This window comes from Pseudomonas sp. GW821-FHT10C09 (assembly GCF_059415465.1).
On sequence record NZ_JBWKNG010000004.1, the window covers coordinates 186,737 to 206,321 of the forward strand.

Genomic DNA, 19,585 nt, shown 5'->3' on the forward strand with positions numbered 1-19,585 from the left:
CTCTAACGCGCAGCGCGCTCAAGCGTGATGATCAGACCTGACTTCAAATTGCCTTGATAAAGCCCATCATGCTGTCGGCTGAAAAAGAAAATTCTTGAGCCTTCCTTGCCGGTGATCGCAATCCCGTCCGGCTCTGTGAACCAGCCAATGGCCGACGCTTGGAGCCAGGCCCCAAGGCACTCGGCGCCCTCGCCCAGGGTCTGATTGGGTTGAAGGTCAATCAGGCAAACGTTCGATGGTTTGTCCTGCAAAGTGCGGGACTCGGACGCATCCTCTTTGGCCATCAAAGTCGCTTGCCATTGTCCGGCGAGTTCTGAGGGGTCGGCTAATTTCAGGCTGCTTGCCATGGCTACATCTCCGAGAAACATCATCAGCGTCGCCAATAGCCACGCGGTCATTCTGTAGGTAAAGGCGTCAGGGGCCATAGGGCGTTTCACTCCGGCGCGTAGCCTTACGCACTGCGCGCATCGATGCAAGGACAGAGCGCGGCGCAACGTGCACCGCGCTCCTTTTCAGCCTTGTATCAGGCTACGACGTCCGAGAACGCCGCCTGGCCTACGGTGCTGACGAGGAAATCCGCCACGCCATGCCCGGAGAAGTCCACCGACAACAGGCTGCTGCCGCCCGAAGTGGTCAACACGGCATCGCCGACCGTACCGGTGAACGAACTCACGAAGTGCAGGCCCGCGCCTTTGGTGATGCCGGTCAGGTCGATCTTGTCCAGGCCGCTGACAAAGTCGAGGATCTGATCGGCAACACCAGGTTTGGAGTCACTGCTGGCGGCGAACACAAACGTGTCCGAGCCGGCACCGCCCCACAGTTTGTCCGCACCGCCGGCACCGTAGAGGATGTCGTTGCCGGCACCGCCCTTCAGCTCGTTGGACACGCCATTGCCGATCAGCAGGTCGTTGCCCGAACCGCCGATCGCGTTCTCGATGATCGCGCCCTTGGCAATGGAAACGTTGCCCACCAGGCCGCCAACATCGGAGAACGAGGCCTCATTGAGGTTGATCTTCTGGTTCTGGATGAAGCCGGAGAAGTCCAGGGTGTCCTTGCCGCCCGCATCCCACACCGAAAACACGACCTTGTCCGACGACGAAGACGCGCTCAGGAAGTCGCGACCGGCGTTGGAGTTGAAGCCGTAGGTGGTATCACCGGTACGTGTGGTGGTGTTGGCACCGTAGAGTTTCTGGATGGCGGCAATGTCGTCCATCAGCGGGCCGGACGAATACGCTTCGACACCACCCTTGCTGAAGTTCTGGTTGGTATTGCTTTCACTCCAGTAGCTCATGACGCTGTAACCGCGGGTGTCTTGCCCGTAGGTGGCGTCGTTGTAAGTCGGCGCGCCTTCACCGGCGTTGTAGTCGCCAGGATGGGCCAGGCCCAGAGTGTGGCCGATTTCATGGGTCAGGGTTTGACGACCGTAGTTGTTCAGGTCCGGGGTCTTGTTCGGCGTGTAGCTGCTGTTGGTCAGGTACCAGGAAGTCCCGTCGTAACCCGCGCCCGTGCCCGGCAGATAAGCGAATGCCGCTGCACCGTCCTGGCCACCGCTGTAGTTGCCGAAGGTCATGTGACCGTCGCCGCCCGTGGACTTCTCGGTGAAGGTGACGTTGGCAACATCGGCCCAGGATTGCATGGCAAGCACTGCTTGGGCTTTTTGCTGAGTGCTGAACTGACTGAAGCCGGTAATCCCGTGTTTGTTCATGGTGCTCGACGACGCCGAGGTCAGGAACGTGTAGGTCAGTTCGATTTTGCCGCTGCCGTCCTTGTCCTGGTAGACAGCACCGTCGCGCAGCAATTGGGTCGCTGCCTGGTCGACGGAGTAAGAAGGTTTGCCATTGACCGTGAGATTGCCGCCGCGGTCATATTGATGGCTGAAGCTGTCGATCTGGCTGTAGGCCGAACTCGGTGCAGCCAATGCTTGATCAATAGCGCTTTTTTCTACTTTCGACATAAACACACTTCCTTGTTTAGCTATGGAACAGTTTTTGTCAGATAACGACAATCTCTGGCGAGATCGTCCTATCACTCGCCCAATGAAGGCGAAAGAAAACTGACACAATTCGAAATGAAACGTCTAGTGTTTTTTTGACGTCAAATTGTGCTGTTCCAGCAAATGCCCGGAAACAATGCCTGAGGTGTCGAAAGTTTGTTTTTGCGTATGTGCGTTTGCGCAAATTGTCTGACGATTTGATATTTAAATATTAAATAGGGGTAAGTTTGTTTTTTGTCTACAGCGTCTCAATTTATTGGACTTATTAATATGAGTGCCAGCGCATTGATATCAATCCAGGCGTGAACGCAAATAACAGTGACGAGGAAGCTTGCCTTCCCCGCCACTGCACGGCAAATCAGCCGTCAAGCTTCAATTCCGGAGAAAATCGTCTCCCTGCTATCGAGCACCCCCAACTGCTGGAGAATATCGTTGATAGCCCCCCACGTTCCGACGTCTTCGGCTGTCGACTTGTTGTCCAGCGTACGACGAAGGCTCTGCAACACATTCAGTCGCCCTAACGCTACGTCATCGGAAGTGGTGTCTTTTACGATAATTTTTCCGGCTGCGACGTTAATTTCATCTTCGATAAACGCTTTGAATGCTGACTTTTTCATTGGGTGCTCTCCTGCAGGCTCCATGCCTACGGGCTTCACTCTACGATCTGCTCCGACAGTCATCTACTGTCAGAAATTACAGGTATGAGTCAGCAAAGGGCGATCAACTCCCCGTCCGAATCTTGTTCCAAACCCGCGTACGCACCCGGTCAATGTTCAGTGGCATCGCTTCCAGCGCGAACAGTTTGCCCATCATCTCGGCGCTCGGATAAATCTTGGTGTCGTTCTTGATCGTTGGGTCGACCAGGCTGTCGGCCTGTTGGTTGCCGTTGGCGTAGTGCACGTAGTTGCTGACACCGGCCATGACGTCCGGGCGCAACAGGTAGTTCATGAAGGCGTAGCCGGCCTTCTCGTCCGGTGCGTCGGCGGGCATGGCAACCATGTCGAACCAGATCGCGGCGCCTTCCTTGGGAATCGAGTAGCCGATGTCGATGCCATTGTTGGCTTCCTTGGCGCGGTTCTCGGCTTGCAGGATGTCGCCGGAGAAGCCGACGGCCACGCAGATATCACCGTTGGCCAGGTCGCTGGTGTACTTGGATGAATGGAAGTAGCTGACATACGGCCGGACCTTGAGCAGCAGCGCTTCGGCCTTTTTGTAGTCTTCCGGGTTTTTACTGTGGTGCGGCAGACCCAGGTAGTTCAGAGCGGCGGGCAACAATTCCGGGCCGTTGTCGAGGATGGCAACGCCGCACTTCTGCAGCTTTTGCATGTTCTCTGGTTTGAAGATCAGGTCCCAGGAATCCACGGGCGCGTTGTCGCCCAGTACGGCCTTGACCTTGGCGATGTTGTAGCCGATGCCGGTGCTGCCCCACAGGTACGGAAAGCCATGTTCGTTGCCCGGATCGTTGGCTTGCAACGCCGTGAGCAACACCGGGTTGAGGTTCTTCCAGTTTGGCAATTGAGCCTTGTCGAGTTTCTTCAGCGCACCCCCTTCAATCTGCCGCGCCATGAAGTGGTTGGACGGGAACACCACGTCGTAGCCGGATTTGCCAGTCATCAACTTGCCGTCGAGGGTTTCGTTACTGTCGTAGACGTCGTAGGTAAAGGCGATACCGGTTTCTTTCTGGAAATTTTTCGTGGTGTCCGGGGCGATGTAGTCCGACCAGTTGTAGATTTTGACCGTCTCGGCCGCGTGGCCAAGGGTTGCGACGAGTGCGAGTGGCGCCAGTGTCAGAGTCTTTCGGATCATGAGTCGATTCCTGTAGGGGCTTTTGTTATTGGCAGGCAATCAGAAGATCAAAAAATCAAAACGTAGGTCTTGCGCACGGTTTCCTGGATATCCCAGATGCCGAGGCTGTTGGCCGGCAACATCAGTGCATCGCCGGCTTCTATGTGGAGGGTTTCACCGTCGTCCGGGGTGAAGGTGCAGCGGCCCTGGATGAAGTGGCAAAATTCCTGGGCGACGATCTGCCGCCGCCAGCGTCCGGGCGTGCATTCCCAGACACCGGTTTCGACGCCATCGTCGCGTTCGACGCTGGTGGTCGAGGTCACGGCCACCGGTGCTCCCAGTGGCACGGCCACCGGGTTGGACTCTTCGAGTTTCAGGGTGACGGTGTTCTTGAATTGCGTGATGCTCATGGGCGTACCTGTCGATGGATAAATCGCTGTTTAATGCATGAAACCTTCCATGAACCCCGCGACCCCGCTGGCCAGTTTTCGGCGCCAAGGCGAGGTGGCCGGGTTGGCCAGGGTCTGGTCCTCGTGGACGAAGCTGCGAATGATCGCGTTGTAACCGAGCCAACGGCAGGGTTCAGGCTCCCAGGCCTTGAGCGAGTCGAGCCCGCCCTGCGGCATGACCCATGGCTGGTGGACCAATTCGGTATCGCGCTCGAGAATCAGATCGGCGAGGGTTCTGCCACCCAGGTTGCTGGCCCCGACACCCTCCCCGCCATAACCGCCGGACAAGGCGATGCCGCTGGTGTGATCACAGAGCATGTGCGGCTTGAAGCGTCGCGACATGCCCAGGTTGCCGCCCCAGGCGTGGGTGATCCGCACATTCTTCAGCTGCGGGAAGAGCTCGCCGAACAGATAGCGCCGTAGCTCCACTTCGTTGGTGGTCAGGTCGAAGTCATGGCGTAGCTTGCCGGCAAACTGGTAGCCGCCCCGCGCACCGAAAACCAAACGGTTGTCGGCGGTACGCTGGCCGTAGGTCACCTGACGACTGCTTTCGCTGAAGGCCTGGCCGCGATTCAGGCCGATTTCGTCCCAGGTCGCAGCGGACAGCGGCTCGGTAGCAACGATCAGGCTTTGCACCGGCAGTTGATAGCGACCCAGCGGCGGCAACGTCGTTGCGTAACCTTCTACCGCCGGGACGATCCAGCGACAGCGAACCGACGCCTTGGCTGTACGCAAACTACCCGACTGCCACTGCGTGACCGGGCTGTTTTCATAGATCTTGACCCCCATGTTCTCCACCGTGCGTGCCAAACCTCGCACCAACTTTGCCGGGTGAATGGTCGCGACGTGCGGTGCATAGATACCGCCATAAGGCTTCGCAACTCTGATCTGTTGCGCCAGTTGTTCGGGGCTGAGCCAGCGGTAGTCACTTTCAGTCAGGCCCTGATGGTAGAGATCGTCCAGATAGCGCCGCAGGCTGGCTTCCTGCTCGGGATAGCGAGCGGCGCAGTAAAGCACCCCGCCTTTGCGGTAATCGCAGGCGATGCCTTCACGTTCGATGACAAGTTCTACTTCATCAGGGATGCTGTGCAGCAGGTCGAATGAAGCTCGACGTTGTTCGGGGGACAGGCCAGCGAGTAGACGGTCCTCACCGAGGATATTGCCCATCAACCAGCCGCCGTTACGACCCGAGGCACCAAAACCGGCGGTTTGCGCTTCGACAATGGCAATGTTCAGGCCGGGCGCCTGGCGCTTGAGGTAATACGCGGTCCAAAGCCCGGTATACCCGGCACCGATGATGGCCACGTCGACGTCCAGATCGTGTTCCAGCGCCGCACGCGCCGCTAACGGCTCGTCGAGTTGATCCATCCATAAACTGATAGTGCGCCACGCCGACATGCAAGACTCCGCCACTCAAACTTCGATGGCGTCGATCCTAGTGCGTGGACTCAGCGGCTGTCTTGCGCGCGGGCACGCAAGGAAATTTGTTTGGCATAGGCCTTGGGCGACAGGCCGGTGTGCTGGCGAAAACAGTTGTAAAACGCCGACAGCGAATTGAATCCCGCGGCAAACGCCAGTTCGTCGATACGCAGCGGTGGCGTCGCGGTGTCCAGCGTGCCGAGCAGATGTTGCAGGCGCGCCTGGTTCACGTAGCGATAGAAACTCTGGCCCAGCACTTGATTCAACAGATAGGAAATTTGATTGCGACTGTAACCGCACTCCTTCGCCACCCGTTGCAGGTCGAGTTCGGGGTCCAGATACGGCTGCTGACGCTGAAAATACTGCTGCAAGTCGTCGGCCATGAAACTCAACTGGCGCGGGGACAGCCCGAGTCGACTGACGGCTGGGCGCAGGGTTTTAGTCGCGGTACTGGACGGTTGCTCATGGACCAGCGTGGCGTATTCATTGACCCGCCAGATCAACCCGTCACGAACCGTGATCGCCTCGCTGGTGTGGAAGGACACCAACCCTTCGCCGCCACGCAACGTCATTCGGTACTGGATAAACGCGGTATTGCCGTCCAGGCGAATACGGTCCGAGTGTTCCAGCGCTTCGTCTGGGTTGCGCGGCATGCTGACGCGCACGTACTCGCGCAGCTCGTCGAGCCCCATCACGCGGTTCTGGAAGAAATCGTGGTACTGGATGTCAGGGTGATAAAGCGCCATGACACCGTCCAGCTCGCGGTGCTTCCAGCACAAGTGGTAGCGCATGACCGTCTCGCCCGTGGCCCGGGTTTGCTGCGGCCCATCATCATCGGGGTGCATAAAGGTCTCGACGGGAAAACACCGAGCTTGCCGAAGTTCTGCAGCGGGTTCAATGGCTGAAATACTGGCCCGGCAAGCCCCCGTGCGTGCGAGGACATGACCTCGATCATGAAAACCCGACTAACCGCCCAACGGCCTGAAAAAAATCACATGGTTTTCACATACCGATGCTACTTTTAAAGGCAGTCACCGGTTGAGCCATTGAAGGCTCTTCCCTCCTAACATGAGCTAAAGGAAGCGCTCGATGAAGAAGGCGGGCAACATATGAATAAAGGGTCTTTCAGCAAAGTCACGTTTCCAAACGCCTGCCAGCTGATGCGCTGGCATTTTCATCCCATGGGATTTGAGGCGAGCATGGACGCACCGGGCAGCATGATCGCCCGGCTGTTTGATCGCGCCAGTGGCGAGACCATGATTGCCATTGCCGGTATCCCTTGTGCAACCGTCATGAATGCGGCGGATGTCGAGCGAATCATTGAAGCCGTCGAGGATGAACTTGAGGCATTCGTTCCACCTGAGGCCCTCAGAAGCTATGCCTGAAGGCTGGTCACCCACTAAAAAGCCCACTTGATGTGGGCTTTTTAGTGAGCGTTGAACAGGGTTACGCCAGTTTCTGCCCGGCCCGATGATCGGCGAAAAACGCTTTGTCGCTGCCGATCCGGTCTGACGCCTTGGGCATGTTCGCCGCCGATTTATCCTGACCGTCGACATACCAGTAGCAATGACTGACCGCCCGGGTAATGCCGACGTAAGCCAATCGCAGGATCTCGTCCTTTTGCGCGCTGTCATAGGGCTCGCTGTCCCCGGCCTTGCCGAGTCTCGCCATCCGGTACACCTGGTTCTTGTACGGTGAGCTGGTCAGATGCTGACAATCGCCGAGCAGGAACACCGCGTCAGCCTGCAAGCCTTTAGCGCTGTGATAGGTCAGTTGTTTCAGTCGTCGCGCTTCATAAGGCAAGCTCGAATCAACATTAACTACAGGCTGAATATGCTGTTCAATCAATAACTTATCGCTGCTTTTTCGATAAAGCATCAAGATTGAATCACCCTTTCGGTAATGCTCCATCAGACGCTGGGCCATGCCCTGATCGTCCCGGTCCAGAACGTTCACCGGCAACAGCGTTTTAGGCTCGCCGCTGGCTTTGGCTTTCTTGCCGGCAATGGCCGGAGCCGCGCGGACGATATGCTCGGCGGCGTCGATGATGTGCTGATGACTGCGATAGTTGTCGCTGAGCATCACTTTGGTGGCGCTTGGCGACGGGAACTCCTTGTTGAATTCCATGAAGTACGACGGCGAACTGCCGCGCCAGCCGTAAATGGACTGCCAGTCATCCCCCACACACAGCAGAGATGAGCGTTGCGCCCCTCGCCCAACGTGCATCGCCGGGCCTCGACTGCGGATCTCGGTCAGGCTGGCGCGAATCCAGGAGACGATTTGTGGCGACACGTCCTGAAATTCGTCGATCATCAGGTGTGAAAGTGGCCGCAGCAGTTCATCGCTGAGCAGCTTGAGGTTTTCCGGGGAGTGCTCGCTGAACAAGGCGAACATCCGGTTGTAGGTCATCACCGGTGGTTTCTGATCGAGCAGATGATCTTCCAGCGCTCGCCAGAAAAGGCTCAAGGCTTCGAAGAAGAACCGGTCGGGGTCGTCCTTGGCGAAACTCATCTGGCCAACGGCGTCCGGAACATCCAGGCCGAGGTTTTCTATAAATCCGGCTGCTGCGACAAAACAGTCGAGCAACGGCGCGGAAGCCAGTTCACCTTTGACCTTGTAATCAAAGCCCGGCCCGGCGCTGGCATCACCTGCCAGCGAAGCCAAAACGCGCTTTGACGACTCGTAACTATCCAGCCATATCAATGGCTTACGACAGAAAGCTTGAAACAGGGTGCGCTTTACCGCCCATTCCGCCCGCACGCTCAGCTTCGCATTCGGACGGCAGACCTGCGGGTTTTCCCGCGGATCAAACCCCAGTACGACCCACGCATCGAGGCTTGGGATGTAGCCGTGGCAATGGAACCTCGCACCGTTGATATCGAAGGATTGCCGGTTGGGTTCGATGCCCTTGATCGGCCAGGCACCCGCGCGAAACCACAGGTCTTCAATGGCGTCGCAGAGTTCTTCATCGCGCTTGGCAGCCAGCTCGGTCACCGCCACGCGTTTTTGTACATCGGGATGGTCGCGCTCCAGCTCCTTGAGCTGCAAGGCATGCCGGGACAATGGCTTGATCAGCTCGCGAAAGCGTTCATCGCGGGTATGCAGTTGGTGATAACAGGCGTTGAGCTGCTGGCGCTGAGCGTCATTGATTCGCAGGTCGAACGGATTGCTGTCGACGTCTTCGTCGGCGTTTTGTACGCGGTTGCTGAGGTTTTCGAAAGCCTGCAGGCGCTCGAACCCCGGAAGGCTGCGAACCATCGGCAGAATTCGTGAGTGGAAGGTGCGCACCAGATCACGCGCATCCTTGAGGCTCAGCGGCCGGCCCCACACGGCGAACAGTTCGATCAGCTTGTTAATGAAGTCCTTGCGTGATTCGCGGGTAAAGGTCACGACGGTCATCGAATCCAGTTCGAAGCCCAGATAGTGGGTCAGCAACAGGATACGCAGCACCAGCGTAGTCGACTTGCCGGCGCCCGCCCCGGCAATCACCGACGTCGACGGCGTGTCGCTGAAGATCATCTTCCACTGCGCAACGCTTGGCTGGGCATGGGGTGGCAGCAGCCGGGCCACATCGGCCTTCATGCGCTTCTTCAGTTCAGCGCTCAATGGCAGGCGCCAATCGTCAAACAGATTGTCATCGACATTGGGCGGCCGATGCTCGGTCGATCGCGAATCACGGATCAGCAGCACTTGCCGGCCTTGCTCCAGCCCTTCGTCCTTGCCTTCCTTAAAGCCGTACTCAAACCCCGCGCTGTGACCGCTGCGAAAACCGTCGGCTTGCCCGTGCAGCCAGGAAGCTCGGTGTTGCGCACGCAGTCGGGTCAAGCCATGACCGAAGAACCGGGCGGCCAGGCGCTTGAGTAACGGCATCTCGGCCAGGGGACGAAGTTCGGGCGGAAGATCGGGGGTGTGTTGCGGCACGCGGGCTGACTCCAGGGTGTGAGGCTGTTGCGGCTATGGTGTCTGCATTTGCCCATGAGTTCTAGTGAAATGCTTACAGGTCATTGGCTTATGCGATGAAGTGAAGGCTGGATAAGAACGTTTCGAGGTTATATAACATCGAGCATTTCGATGGTAATGCAGCATTTTTTACGCTTTTTATCGATCAGTGCCTGATAGATGATGCTCGCCATTAACCCCTTTCAGGAGACGATCATGCTCGAACTCAGACCCTTCAACTCCCTGGGCGGCGCCCATCATGGCTGGTTGGATGCTCATCACCACTTTTCGTTCGCCGAGTACCATGACCCCAAGCGCATGAACTGGGGCAATCTGCGGGTCTGGAACGATGACGTGATTGCTTCCGGCACCGGGTTTCCAAAACACCCGCACCGGGACATGGAAATCATTACCTACGTCCGTGAAGGCGCGATTACTCACGAAGACAACCTGGGCAACAAGGGCCGCACCGAAGCTGGCGACGTTCAGGTCATGAGTGCCGGCACCGGCATCGCCCACAGCGAGTACAACCTGGAAGCGACGCCGACCAAGATCTTCCAGATCTGGATCATCCCCAACGAATCCGGACTTGCTCCGTCCTGGGGCGCCAAACCGTTCCCCAAAGGCGATCGTGAAGGCTTCGTGACGTTGGCCAGCGGCAAGTCCGGCGATGATCAGAGCCTGCGCATCCGTGCTGATGCGCGGTTGGTGGCGGCGAACCTGAAGGCCGGCGAAACTGCCGAGTATCCTCTGGACAGCGGTCGTCGCGCCTACCTGGTTCCGGCCACGGGTGTGATTGAAGTCAATGGCTTACGCGCACAAGCTCGAGACGGAGTTGCGGTGGCCGATGAGCAGGTGTTGCGAGTGACGGCGATCGAGGACAGCGAAATCGTCCTGGTTGATCTCGCGTGATTCGGTAAAACACCGGGCAAAAAAAGGGGCGACCATAATGGTCGCCCCTTTTTACTGCCTGGATTACTTGGCGGCGATTGCGCCATCCACCAGCGTTTGAGCTTCGGCCACCAACTGCTTGAGGTGGTCATCGCTCACAAAGCTTTCAGCGTAGATCTTGTAGATGTCTTCAGTGCCCGACGGACGTGCCGCGAACCAGCCATTTTCGGTCATGACCTTCAAGCCGCCAATCGCCTGGTCATTGCCCGGCGCATGGCTGAGGATGCTCTGGATTGCTTCGCCCGCCAGTTGAGTCGAGGTGACCTGATCCGGCGACAGCTTGCTCAGCAAGGCTTTCTGCTCAGGGTTGGCCTTGGCATCCACACGCACCGAGAACGGCTCGCCGAGTTCATCGGTCAACGCGCGATAGGCCTGGCTTGGATCGCGGCCGGTGCGAGCGGTCATTTCTGCGGCCAACAATGCCGGGATCAAGCCATCCTTGTCAGTGCTCCAGACGCCGCCGTCCTTGCGCAGGAACGAGGCACCGGCGCTTTCTTCACCGCCAAAGCCCAGGGAACCGTCGAACAAGCCGTCGGCAAACCATTTGAAACCCACCGGCACTTCATACAAACGACGGCCCAGACGCTTGGCCACGCGATCAATCAAGCCGCTGCTGACCACGGTTTTGCCCACGGCAGCGTCGGCGCGCCATTGCGGACGGTTCTGAAACAGGTAATCGATCGATACCGCGAGGTAGTTGTTAGGTGCCAACAAACCACCGGACGGCGTAACGATGCCGTGGCGGTCGTGATCCGGGTCGCAGCCAAACGCAACGTCGTAGCGATCTTTCAGACCGATCAAGCCTTGCATCGCGTGGGTGGACGATGGGTCCATGCGGATCTGACCGTCCCAGTCGACGGTCATGAAGCGGAAGGTCGGATCGACCTGTGTGTTGACCACGTCGAGGTCCAGACGGTAATGCTCGGCAATCGCCGACCAGTAGCGCACCCCTGCTCCGCCCAATGGATCAACGCCCAGACGCAGCTTGGCATCACGGATGGCGTCGAAGTCGATCACGTTGATCAAATCGGCCACGTAGGTGTTGAGGTAATCGTGACGATGGGTCGTGCTGGCTTTCAGCGCCTGCTCATAGCTGATGCGTTTGACGCCAGCGAGTTTGGCGGCCAGCAATTCGTTGGCCTTGGCTTCGATCCACTTGGTGATGTGGGTATCGGCCGGACCACCGTTGGTAGGGTTGTACTTGTAACCACCGCTTTGCGGCGGGTTGTGCGACGGCGTGATGACGATACCGTCCGCCAGACCGGAAGTACGGCCACGGTTGTAGCAAAGGATCGCGTGGGAAATGGCCGGGGTCGGCGTGTATTCGTCCCCTTCGGCAATCATCACGGTGACGCCGTTGGCAGCCAACACTTCCAGGGCGCTGGCACCCGCTGGCGTAGACAAGGCGTGAGTGTCGATCCCGACGAACAGCGGTCCGTCAATGCCTTGGGCTTCTCGGTACAGGCAGATCGCCTGGCTGATCGCCAGGACGTGCCACTCGTTGAAACTCAGGTCGAACGAGCTGCCCCGGTGACCGGAAGTGCCAAAGGCTACACGCTGGGTTGAGATGGCGGCGTCAGGCTGGCCAGTGTAATAGGCCGTTACCAGTCGCGGGATATCGACCAACAATTCTGCCGGTGCCGGTTTGCCCGCAAAAGGACTGAGTGTCATGCAAAACCTCTGAAATTGAGTGGTTCAGGAATTGAAGGCAGTTTACTGGCAGTTCGACCGCAACGCGATGTTATAGATCCATGAGGGCCGAGGATGTTGTCCCGCGTCTCTCAATCGATCGCTTCCAGACGCAAGGCATCCCCCAGCAAGCCCAGTGCACCGCCGAGGTCATGCTCGCCACCGAAGGTATGGCTCAGCCGCAAATGTTGCGCATGCAGCCCGCGCAAGCTGAATAATTCCCCGGGTGCCACCACCACCTGCTGCTTTAGCAGACGGTGGAACACGCCGCGTACATTGACCGGACGCAACGAGCGCACCCAGACCGTTGCGCCGCCCTGGGGATCGACGAAGTGCAACGCGTCTGCCAGTCGCTCCTCCAGCAATTGGGTCATCTGCACTTTGCGCTCCTTGAGCAGCCGGCGCAGCACCAACAAGTGCTGATCGATGCGCCCATTGTTGTACAGGCGTGCGATGGCTTTCTGGCGGATCGGCGACAACCGGAACGAGCGCAGCAGAAAGTGCCGCTGAAGTTCGCCCCGCAGTTGCCGTGAAAGCAGGTAGCCGTAAGGCGCTTCAGGCCCGATGACCTTCTCGAATGTGGAAAATACGATCAGCCGGTCCGGGTCCAGCAAATCGCGGAACCGTGGGCCATCGGGTTCAAATTCGAGTTCGCCGTAACAGTCGTTCTCCAGCACCCAACAGCCGTGCCGTGCCAGCAACTGCGCGGTTGAAAGCCTGTTGCTTGCACCGGCCACACTGCCGCGCGGCATGTTCAGGCCGGATGACAGCATCACCAGCCTCACGGGTTCGGTTTCCAGCAGCGCTTGCAGATGGTCGAGGTCCAGGCCGCCATCCGCTTGCAAAGACAACTCGATGACCTGCACGTCGCTATCCTGAAACAACCGCAAAATAGTCCAGTCGCAGGGCGACTCCACCACGACCACGGCGTCTTTGAGGCAAAGCACCGCGATCAATATTTCCAGCACGCCACGCAGGTCGGCGCCAATGTAGACGTCGTCGGCATGCCAACAGCGTGCCGGGGATGAGGTATAGCGAGCCGCCAGGGCTGCGCGCAGCTCCCTTTCGCCACAGGGTTGAGACGCCGGTTGCGGCTGGCGCGGATACTGGCGCAACAGTTCTCTTTCAAGCAGCAACAGTGGGCTGTCCAACGGCTGCAGCAGCGCGGGCTCATCGGCGCTCAACACCAGCATTCCCGGACGCCTGGCGTTCACATAGACCGTCTCCAGCAAGTCATTGCCGATGCACGCTGGCCGTATAAACGACACGGGCAATGCGTAATAACCGGATTTGGCCACCGAATAGACGCGCCCTTCTTTTTCCAGAAGCGAATACGCGTACTGAATCGTCGAGATCGACACGCTCAGGCGCTCCGCCAACTGCCGTAACGAAGGGAGTCGCACGCGGGTGTCGCTGACCGGTTCGCTGATCAGATGGGTCAGGTAGCGGTACACCGCCTGATAAGCGAAGTCGGTTTCCCGGGGGCCTTTCATGGGCAAGGACCGGACACGCTGGGCGCAGCCCGATGCATTCGGGTGGGCGTTATAAAACGACGCACTTTCAACGCCCCATTGACCGTTCGCCCGTCACGGCGTCAATGGCCATTGCATTGGCTTGCAGCCCCGCGTCCATTGTCACGCCGCCGGCCACCGGCCCCATGCGATACAGCGTACCGATCAGGCTGACAGGCAATCCGCTGACGTCGACCATCCATTGCAACACCTGTTCGGGCGCAGGCTTGCCCTGCATTGCGCGATGCAGTTCGGGTAGCGCCACGAGCATCCCGGGATGGCACTGGCGCAGAAAACGTTCAAGCGATGCGCCGTTCTCGACAAAGGGCGCGAACAGCAAGCACACCAGTTGAGCTTCGTTCAGGCCGAGTTTCTTTTGCGCCTCGGCTGCCGCCAGTTCGCGTTGGTCTGACGGGGTTGCCGGAGCGCCGAACGTCTGCAACGCCAACTCGCACACATGCTCCGGGAGTTGCTTGCGGCGCATCATCACCAAAACCCGCTGCAGGTAATCGGCAATGCCGGCTTCATAGGTCCGACCCTGTACGAAGCTGGCTTGCAACCCCCGCAGGTGGGCGCAAATCGCCGGGCTCACGTATTCGTTATCGCTGAGCTGGGGCGCCCACCCATCCGGTTGAAACTTGAGGAACTCCGTGAGCAGCGGCCAGCGCTCCTCCAGGTTGCTCACCAGCATGTCGTGAATGTCGATGAATGTCGCGCGGCGACACGCCTCAAAACGTTCTGCGGGACGCCACGCCGGCTGTTCATGACCGACATAAAACTCACGAAAGCAATCGCTGCCCAGTTCATCGAGCCGCGCGAAGAGCTGCTCATAGCCGGTTTGAGGCTGATCCGGCAGGGTGAAACCGGCCTTGACCGCTGCACGGTTCAATCCATCCATGAACTGTTTTTGCTGGCGTGGTGAATCGCTGCTGAGCAAGGCATCGACGCCGCGGTCCCAACGGGCAATCTGGCCATGGAATTCGCCGGATGTCAGGTAGCCGTCATCCCACAGGTCGAGGGGGTCGTCCCAGGTTCGGCGGTGGCCGACCATCAACAGGTTCAGGCGATTTGACTCGTGACCGGCTTCAGAGACCGCCGCCGCATGATTGAACGGCAAGACCTCGCGGTTATCGACCATCAGTACCTCAACCCGAGGATCATCATAGAGAAATAACGCACTGCAGCTGCGATGGATGTTTTCAAGCGCCGCCGAAGAGGCGCCGTTCGAGCGCAAGGTCGCCACCCGCAGCTGGAATGTCGCCGGCGCCCGGCCGGCAATGCTCAACTGCGCGGCACGCAGCAGCGCAAGGGTGTAACAACTGTCGCGGGTCCCGGACTGGATCGTCAGCACCTTGAACTCGCCAATACGTTCCATGCCCCCGGCGGCGACCACCACGCGCTGAATCATCAGCTGCAACGCCGTTCGCTCGGCTCGTGAAAAGAAACTCAGTAGTCGCTGCAGTACTTGCTGATAAACATAGTTCATTGCCTGATCATGGGTATTGGTCATCATTGTTTACCTGTTACTCATAGGTTCGATGTCACGCAAACAACGCTATGCATTGCGCAATCGGTTGCTGTCATGATGAAAGTGTTGTGCCTGATATCAAATGCTAACACTTAGTTTTTAGTCATTATTTGAAATGATTCGAACTGACCGTTAATCCTTCTGTCAGCCATGGCCCGCCAGCCCAAGCAGCGCGGGCGCCTGGCGCTGGCTCGAGGCGTCCTAGGAAATATCTGACAGCGTCCCACAGACAAGTAGCACGACAAATAAAGAAAGAAGTTACCTGTGTTTTTTCGGCAACTGACCGATAACTCATTAATTGTTGAGTTGGTATTGCTGGAGCGCATTGAAAAGTATCTGCCCGATACCTGGCCATAGCTCATTCCTTGAGATGAAAGTAATCATTCAATTATCGGGGCTTATATGATGATTAGAAGATACAGATTGAGGGCAAAAACCAGTTCAGTTGCTGAACTGACCCGTCACGAATTGACGGGAGCCTCATATTTTCGGAGGGAAAACGAAAAAGTCCGTGCAGGCACGGACTTTTTTGGGGCGTTTTACGCAGGTTCGACCTGGAGGGCCACCCGTTCGCGGCATGGGCATTCGTCCATGTAGCGGTGTGCTTCGACAAACTCGGAAAACGGGAAGACCCGAGTCTTGAGCGGCAGCAGGACGCGGTCAGCGGTCATCTGGTTGATGTCACGCAACGCACGTTGCAATGCGACCTCGTCCTGGATGATGCCCAATTCCGGCTTGCCGGTGAAGTTGCCGATACAGTGCACAAAGAACTGAATGTTCTTCTGGAACGCTGCACACGCCGGGAACGGCGTCTGGTTGCCGCCTTGCAGGCCGTACAACACCAGGCTGCCACGTGGCGCGAGCACATCGCCCAGCAGTGACATCTGTGGCCCGCCCAACCCGTCGAACACCACATCCACACCGCGGTTATCGGTGATTTTGTTGATCCGCATCAGCAGATCTTCTTCTTCGGTGACGATGACTTTCTCGGCACCCAGTGCCAACAGGTTGTCGCGTTCTTCCGCCGTTTTGGTGGCGGCAATCACACGTACACCCAAGGCTTTGCCCAGTTGTACGAACGAAGGTCCGGCACAATGGCTGGCGTCAGTCACCAGTACGAACTGCCCGGGTTTGATCCGTGCCAGATCGACATAAGCAAAGTAAGCGATCAACAACGGCGTGTAATGCACGGCCGCTTCGATCGGATTCAGCACGTCTGGATACCGGGTCAGTGCCGAGCGCGGCAGAACAATCTGCTCGCCGTACACGGGATAGTCGTTCGGGCTTTGGGACGGGAAGCTGGCGACCTTGTCACCGACTGCCAGGTCATCGACACCCTCGCCGAGCGCCGTCACGACGCCGGACATTTCCTGGCCAAGGCCGGCAGGCAGACGAGCGTGAGACGACGCCAGGTTCTGGCGCCAAAGCGTGTCATACCAGCTGATGCCAATCGCCTCGACGCGTACCTGCACTTCGCCCGGAGCAGGAAGTGCGGCCGCATGCTCTTCGCATTTGAGCACCTCGGCTGGACCAAACTTGTGAAAACGGATCGTGCGGGACATCGCAAACCTCGTCAAAGTAACCTCTAATGCCATGAACTCTATCTGGGCTTTCTACCCAAGACTATCAGTGGCTATTAATAGTCGACATGCCTGTCATTGATTCCGCAGCACCGGCGACATCATCAAATGTCGTGAAAATCGAAGCGGCCTTTAAGGAAAACTGAATTACACGGTGCAGAGTAGCAGCCTTTCCCCGTAAGATTCATGCCGGCCATTGTTCTCATATGGCCGCTCTCGTCAAGCTTGATGACTCTGCCAGGACTCCAGATGAATCGTAATGACCTGCGTCGTGTCGACCTGAACCTGTTAATCGTTTTCGAAACATTGATGCACGAACGCAGCGTGACCCGCGCTGCAGAGAAGCTGTTTCTCGGCCAGCCGGCCATCAGTGCGGCGCTTTCACGCCTGCGCGGGCTGTTTGATGATCCGCTGTTCGTGCGCACCGGTCGCAGCATGGAGCCGTCCGCCCGGGCGATTGAAATCTTTGCCCTGCTCTCTCCCGCGCTGGACTCCATTTCCACGGCCGTCAGCCGTGCGGCGGAATTCGATCCGGCCACCAGCACGGCGGTATTCCGCATTGGCCTGTCGGACGATGTCGAGTTCGCCCTGCTGCCGATGCTGCTCAAGCGCCTGCGTGCCGAATCGCCCGGGATCGTGCTGGTGGTGCGTCGCGCCAACTACATCCTCATGCCGAGCCTGCTGGCGTCGGGCGAGATTTCCATCGGCGTCAGCTACACCGCCGATCTGCCGGCCAACGCCAAGCGCAAAGTGCTGCGCCGCAGCATGCCGAAGCTATTGCGCGCCGACACCGTGCCGGGGCCGTTGAGCCTGGATGATTTCTGTGCCCGGCCGCATGCATTGGTGTCGTTCGCCGGTGACCTGAGCGGCTTTATAGATGACGAACTGGAAAAGCTCGGGCGCAAACGGCATGTCGTGCTGGCGGTGCCACAGTTCAACGGGTTGAGCACGCTCATCAGTGGGACCGACATTGTGGCGACTGTGCCGGATTACACCGCCGAAGCGTTGACCGCGGCTGGCGGAGTCCGGGCTGAAGACCCGCCGCTGCCGGTGCGCAGTTTTGAACTGCACATGGCCTGGCGCGGGTCGCAGGATAATGATCCGGGTGAGCGCTGGTTGCGGTCGCGGATTCAGATGTTCTTTGGCGATCCGGATAGTCTCGCCTGATCCTGAGTTTGAGTTGAGGCTTCTGGCCTCTTCGCGAGCAGGCTCGCTCCCACATTGGAATGCATTTCCCTGTGGGAGCGAGCCTGCTCGCGAAAGCCATCACACAGTTTCAAGTCCGTCCTTTGCATTCCCTGCAACACTGAATTGTCATCAATTCAATTGATCACTGTTTAGCCAAAGGTGCATGCTAGAGAGCTCGCCCGAGCCTCATATCATTCCGAATGATAGTTACCTTCGCTTCATTCGATTCGTGAGATACACCCTCGCCGCTCATCATCCGTCCATTCTCAATACATTGGCGGATGCATCCATGGAACAGTCACTCAAACATTTGCGCTTCCCATTGGCCATGTTGGCCGTACTGGTGATGAGCGCCTGCGGCAAGGCGCCGGAGTCTGCCGCGACCATGCCCGCGGCGAAGGTCAGCGTCGCCAAGGTGCTGGAACAACCGATCAACGAGTGGGACGAATTCACCGGGCGCCTTGAAGCGCCGGAAACCGTAGAAATTCGTCCACGGGTCTCTGGTCAGATTGATGACGTGGCCTTCACTGAAGGCGCACTGGTCAAGAAAGGCGACTTGCTGTTCCAGATCGACCCACGCCCGTTCCAGGCTGAGGTTCGCCGCCTCGAAGCCCTGGTTGCCCAGTCCCGCGCCAACGCCACTCGCAGTGAAAACGAAGCCCAGCGTGGCGAACGTCTTCGCACCAGCAACGCGATCTCTGCCGAACTGGCCGATTCGCGCACCAGCGCCGCTCAAGAAGCCCGCGCCGCTGTCGGTGCCTTGCAGGCGCAACTGGACCTGGCCAAACTGAACCTGAGCTTCACCCGTGTTACCGCACCCATCAGTGGTCGTGTCAGCCGTGCGGAAATCACCGCGGGCAACCTGGTGACCGCCGACACCACGCCGCTGACCAGCGTCGTTTCCACCGATAAGGTCTACGCTTACTTCGACGCTGACGAACGCGTATTCCTCAAGTACACCCAACTCGCTCGCCAGGGCAAACGCGGCGCCACCACCCCGGTTTACATGGGTCTGTCCAACGAAGACGGCAACCCGCACCAGGGCGTGATGAACTTCGTCGACAACCAGGTCAATCCGAAAACCGGCACCATCCGTGGTCGTGCAGTCTTCGACAACGCCGACGGCAGCTACACCCCGGGCCTTTATGCTCGCCTGAAACTGGTCGGCAGCGGCACCTACTCCGCCGTTCTGATCAACGATGAAGCCGTCGGTACCGATCTGGGTAAAAAATTCGTACTGGTGATGGACGCCGACAACAAGACGGCCTACCGCGCCGTCGAACTGGGACCGAAGATCGAAGGTTTGCGTATCGTGCGCAACGGCCTGAACAAGGATGACACCGTCATCGTCAAGGGTCTGCAACGGGTTCGCCCAGGCTCGCCGGTTACCCCTGAAGTGATCCCGATGGCCAGCGAACAAACCCTCGCGGCCCTGGCTCAACAACGACAAGCGCTGGAAGCCAGCAACCTGCCCCAAGTCGCACCTGCCAAGGTTGCGCCGGGTGAGGTTGTGAAACTGGCTGCTGCGACTCCACGCGGTTAAGGGACAACGA

The 19,585-nt window shown here is 58.4% G+C and carries 16 protein-coding genes; 4 read left to right on the forward strand and 12 right to left on the reverse strand.

The genetic code is table 11. From position 1 onward, the window contains the following. Nucleotides 1-2: 2 nt before the first annotated feature. The 7 genes from AC07N8_RS05345 to AC07N8_RS05375 all read right to left on the reverse strand — a co-directional run bounded on the left by AC07N8_RS05345 (nt 3) and on the right by AC07N8_RS05375 (nt 6,491). Nucleotides 3-425 carry an AprI/Inh family metalloprotease inhibitor gene (locus AC07N8_RS05345; protein WP_483842009.1) on the reverse strand — a complete coding sequence of 141 codons (423 nt, stop codon included), beginning with the start codon at nt 423-425 and terminating at the stop codon, nt 3-5. 98 nt (nt 426-523) lie between these two features. Further along, nucleotides 524-1,954, reverse strand: coding sequence for a serralysin family metalloprotease (locus tag AC07N8_RS05350; protein ID WP_493141664.1), 1,431 nt, complete (start codon nt 1,952-1,954; stop codon nt 524-526). A gap of 404 nt (nt 1,955-2,358) precedes the next feature. Further along, nucleotides 2,359-2,610, reverse strand: coding sequence for a hypothetical protein (locus tag AC07N8_RS05355; RefSeq protein ID WP_483842011.1), 252 nt, complete (start codon nt 2,608-2,610; stop codon nt 2,359-2,361). A 103-nt stretch (nt 2,611-2,713) separates the two neighbouring features. Next, on the reverse strand, nt 2,714-3,799 hold the full coding sequence (locus tag AC07N8_RS05360) for a polyamine ABC transporter substrate-binding protein (RefSeq protein ID WP_483842012.1): 1,086 nt from the start codon (nt 3,797-3,799) through the stop codon (nt 2,714-2,716). 47 nt (nt 3,800-3,846) lie between these two features. Beyond that, nucleotides 3,847-4,188 (reverse strand): cupin domain-containing protein, encoded by a 342-nt coding sequence (locus tag AC07N8_RS05365; protein WP_483842013.1) that lies wholly within the window; start codon nt 4,186-4,188, stop codon nt 3,847-3,849. A 30-nt stretch (nt 4,189-4,218) separates the two neighbouring features. Then, nucleotides 4,219-5,625 (reverse strand): NAD(P)/FAD-dependent oxidoreductase, encoded by a 1,407-nt coding sequence (locus tag AC07N8_RS05370; protein ID WP_493141662.1) that lies wholly within the window; start codon nt 5,623-5,625, stop codon nt 4,219-4,221. A gap of 50 nt (nt 5,626-5,675) precedes the next feature. Continuing rightward, complete coding sequence (locus AC07N8_RS05375) at nt 5,676-6,491, reverse strand: helix-turn-helix domain-containing protein (protein WP_493141660.1); 816 nt, start codon at nt 6,489-6,491, stop codon at nt 5,676-5,678. Between the two features lie 264 nt (nt 6,492-6,755). Here AC07N8_RS05375 and AC07N8_RS05380 point away from each other — a divergent pair, with 264 nt between their 5' ends. After that, on the forward strand, nt 6,756-7,031 hold the full coding sequence (locus AC07N8_RS05380; RefSeq protein ID WP_483842016.1) for a DUF1652 domain-containing protein: 276 nt from the start codon (nt 6,756-6,758) through the stop codon (nt 7,029-7,031). A 61-nt stretch (nt 7,032-7,092) separates the two neighbouring features. On the opposite strand, the gene AC07N8_RS05385 is transcribed toward AC07N8_RS05380, so the two are convergent. Continuing rightward, nucleotides 7,093-9,567 carry a UvrD-helicase domain-containing protein gene (locus tag AC07N8_RS05385; RefSeq protein ID WP_493141657.1) on the reverse strand — a complete coding sequence of 825 codons (2,475 nt, stop codon included), beginning with the start codon at nt 9,565-9,567 and terminating at the stop codon, nt 7,093-7,095. A gap of 234 nt (nt 9,568-9,801) precedes the next feature. Here AC07N8_RS05385 and AC07N8_RS05390 point away from each other — a divergent pair, with 234 nt between their 5' ends. Continuing rightward, nucleotides 9,802-10,497, forward strand: coding sequence for a pirin family protein (locus AC07N8_RS05390; RefSeq protein WP_493141655.1), 696 nt, complete (start codon nt 9,802-9,804; stop codon nt 10,495-10,497). 63 nt (nt 10,498-10,560) lie between these two features. Here the strand turns inward: AC07N8_RS05390 and pgm are convergent, their stop codons facing one another. The 4 genes from pgm to AC07N8_RS05410 all read right to left on the reverse strand — a co-directional run bounded on the left by pgm (nt 10,561) and on the right by AC07N8_RS05410 (nt 16,826). Next, complete coding sequence (gene pgm / locus AC07N8_RS05395; RefSeq protein WP_483842019.1) at nt 10,561-12,207, reverse strand: phosphoglucomutase (alpha-D-glucose-1,6-bisphosphate-dependent); 1,647 nt, start codon at nt 12,205-12,207, stop codon at nt 10,561-10,563. 110 nt (nt 12,208-12,317) lie between these two features. After that, a complete protein-coding gene (locus tag AC07N8_RS05400) occupies nt 12,318-13,718 on the reverse strand; it encodes an aminotransferase-like domain-containing protein (RefSeq protein ID WP_483842020.1) in 1,401 nt (466 codons plus the stop codon). 67 nt (nt 13,719-13,785) lie between these two features. Beyond that, nucleotides 13,786-15,246, reverse strand: coding sequence for a hypothetical protein (locus AC07N8_RS05405; RefSeq protein ID WP_483842021.1), 1,461 nt, complete (start codon nt 15,244-15,246; stop codon nt 13,786-13,788). A gap of 557 nt (nt 15,247-15,803) precedes the next feature. Next, a complete protein-coding gene (locus AC07N8_RS05410; RefSeq protein WP_493141652.1) occupies nt 15,804-16,826 on the reverse strand; it encodes a zinc-dependent alcohol dehydrogenase family protein in 1,023 nt (340 codons plus the stop codon). A gap of 267 nt (nt 16,827-17,093) precedes the next feature. On the opposite strand from AC07N8_RS05410, the gene AC07N8_RS05415 reads away from it, so the two are divergent. After that, nucleotides 17,094-18,011 carry a LysR family transcriptional regulator gene (locus tag AC07N8_RS05415; protein WP_059182990.1) on the forward strand — a complete coding sequence of 306 codons (918 nt, stop codon included), beginning with the start codon at nt 17,094-17,096 and terminating at the stop codon, nt 18,009-18,011. A 310-nt stretch (nt 18,012-18,321) separates the two neighbouring features. After that, complete coding sequence (gene mexE / locus AC07N8_RS05420) at nt 18,322-19,575, forward strand: multidrug efflux RND transporter periplasmic adaptor subunit MexE (RefSeq protein WP_059182991.1); 1,254 nt, start codon at nt 18,322-18,324, stop codon at nt 19,573-19,575. Nucleotides 19,576-19,585 lie beyond the last annotated feature (10 nt).

Coding starts and splice junctions, on each gene's coding strand:
- AC07N8_RS05355 (WP_483842011.1), bottom strand. CDS start 2,610: ATGAAAAAGTCAGCATTCAAAGCGTTTATCGAAGATGAAATTAACGTC.
- AC07N8_RS05410 (WP_493141652.1), bottom strand. CDS start 16,826: ATGTCCCGCACGATCCGTTTTCACAAGTTTGGTCCAGCCGAGGTGCTC.
- AC07N8_RS05345 (WP_483842009.1), bottom strand. CDS start 425: ATGGCCCCTGACGCCTTTACCTACAGAATGACCGCGTGGCTATTGGCG.
- AC07N8_RS05375 (WP_493141660.1), bottom strand. CDS start 6,491: ATGCACCCCGATGATGATGGGCCGCAGCAAACCCGGGCCACGGGCGAG.
- pgm (WP_483842019.1), bottom strand. CDS start 12,207: ATGACACTCAGTCCTTTTGCGGGCAAACCGGCACCGGCAGAATTGTTG.
- AC07N8_RS05380 (WP_483842016.1), top strand. CDS start 6,756: ATGAATAAAGGGTCTTTCAGCAAAGTCACGTTTCCAAACGCCTGCCAG.
- AC07N8_RS05370 (WP_493141662.1), bottom strand. CDS start 5,625: ATGTCGGCGTGGCGCACTATCAGTTTATGGATGGATCAACTCGACGAG.
- AC07N8_RS05405 (WP_483842021.1), bottom strand. CDS start 15,246: ATGACCAATACCCATGATCAGGCAATGAACTATGTTTATCAGCAAGTA.
- AC07N8_RS05390 (WP_493141655.1), top strand. CDS start 9,802: ATGCTCGAACTCAGACCCTTCAACTCCCTGGGCGGCGCCCATCATGGC.
- mexE (WP_059182991.1), top strand. CDS start 18,322: ATGGAACAGTCACTCAAACATTTGCGCTTCCCATTGGCCATGTTGGCC.
- AC07N8_RS05365 (WP_483842013.1), bottom strand. CDS start 4,188: ATGAGCATCACGCAATTCAAGAACACCGTCACCCTGAAACTCGAAGAG.
- AC07N8_RS05350 (WP_493141664.1), bottom strand. CDS start 1,954: ATGTCGAAAGTAGAAAAAAGCGCTATTGATCAAGCATTGGCTGCACCG.
- AC07N8_RS05415 (WP_059182990.1), top strand. CDS start 17,094: ATGAATCGTAATGACCTGCGTCGTGTCGACCTGAACCTGTTAATCGTT.
- AC07N8_RS05360 (WP_483842012.1), bottom strand. CDS start 3,799: ATGATCCGAAAGACTCTGACACTGGCGCCACTCGCACTCGTCGCAACC.
- AC07N8_RS05400 (WP_483842020.1), bottom strand. CDS start 13,718: ATGAAAGGCCCCCGGGAAACCGACTTCGCTTATCAGGCGGTGTACCGC.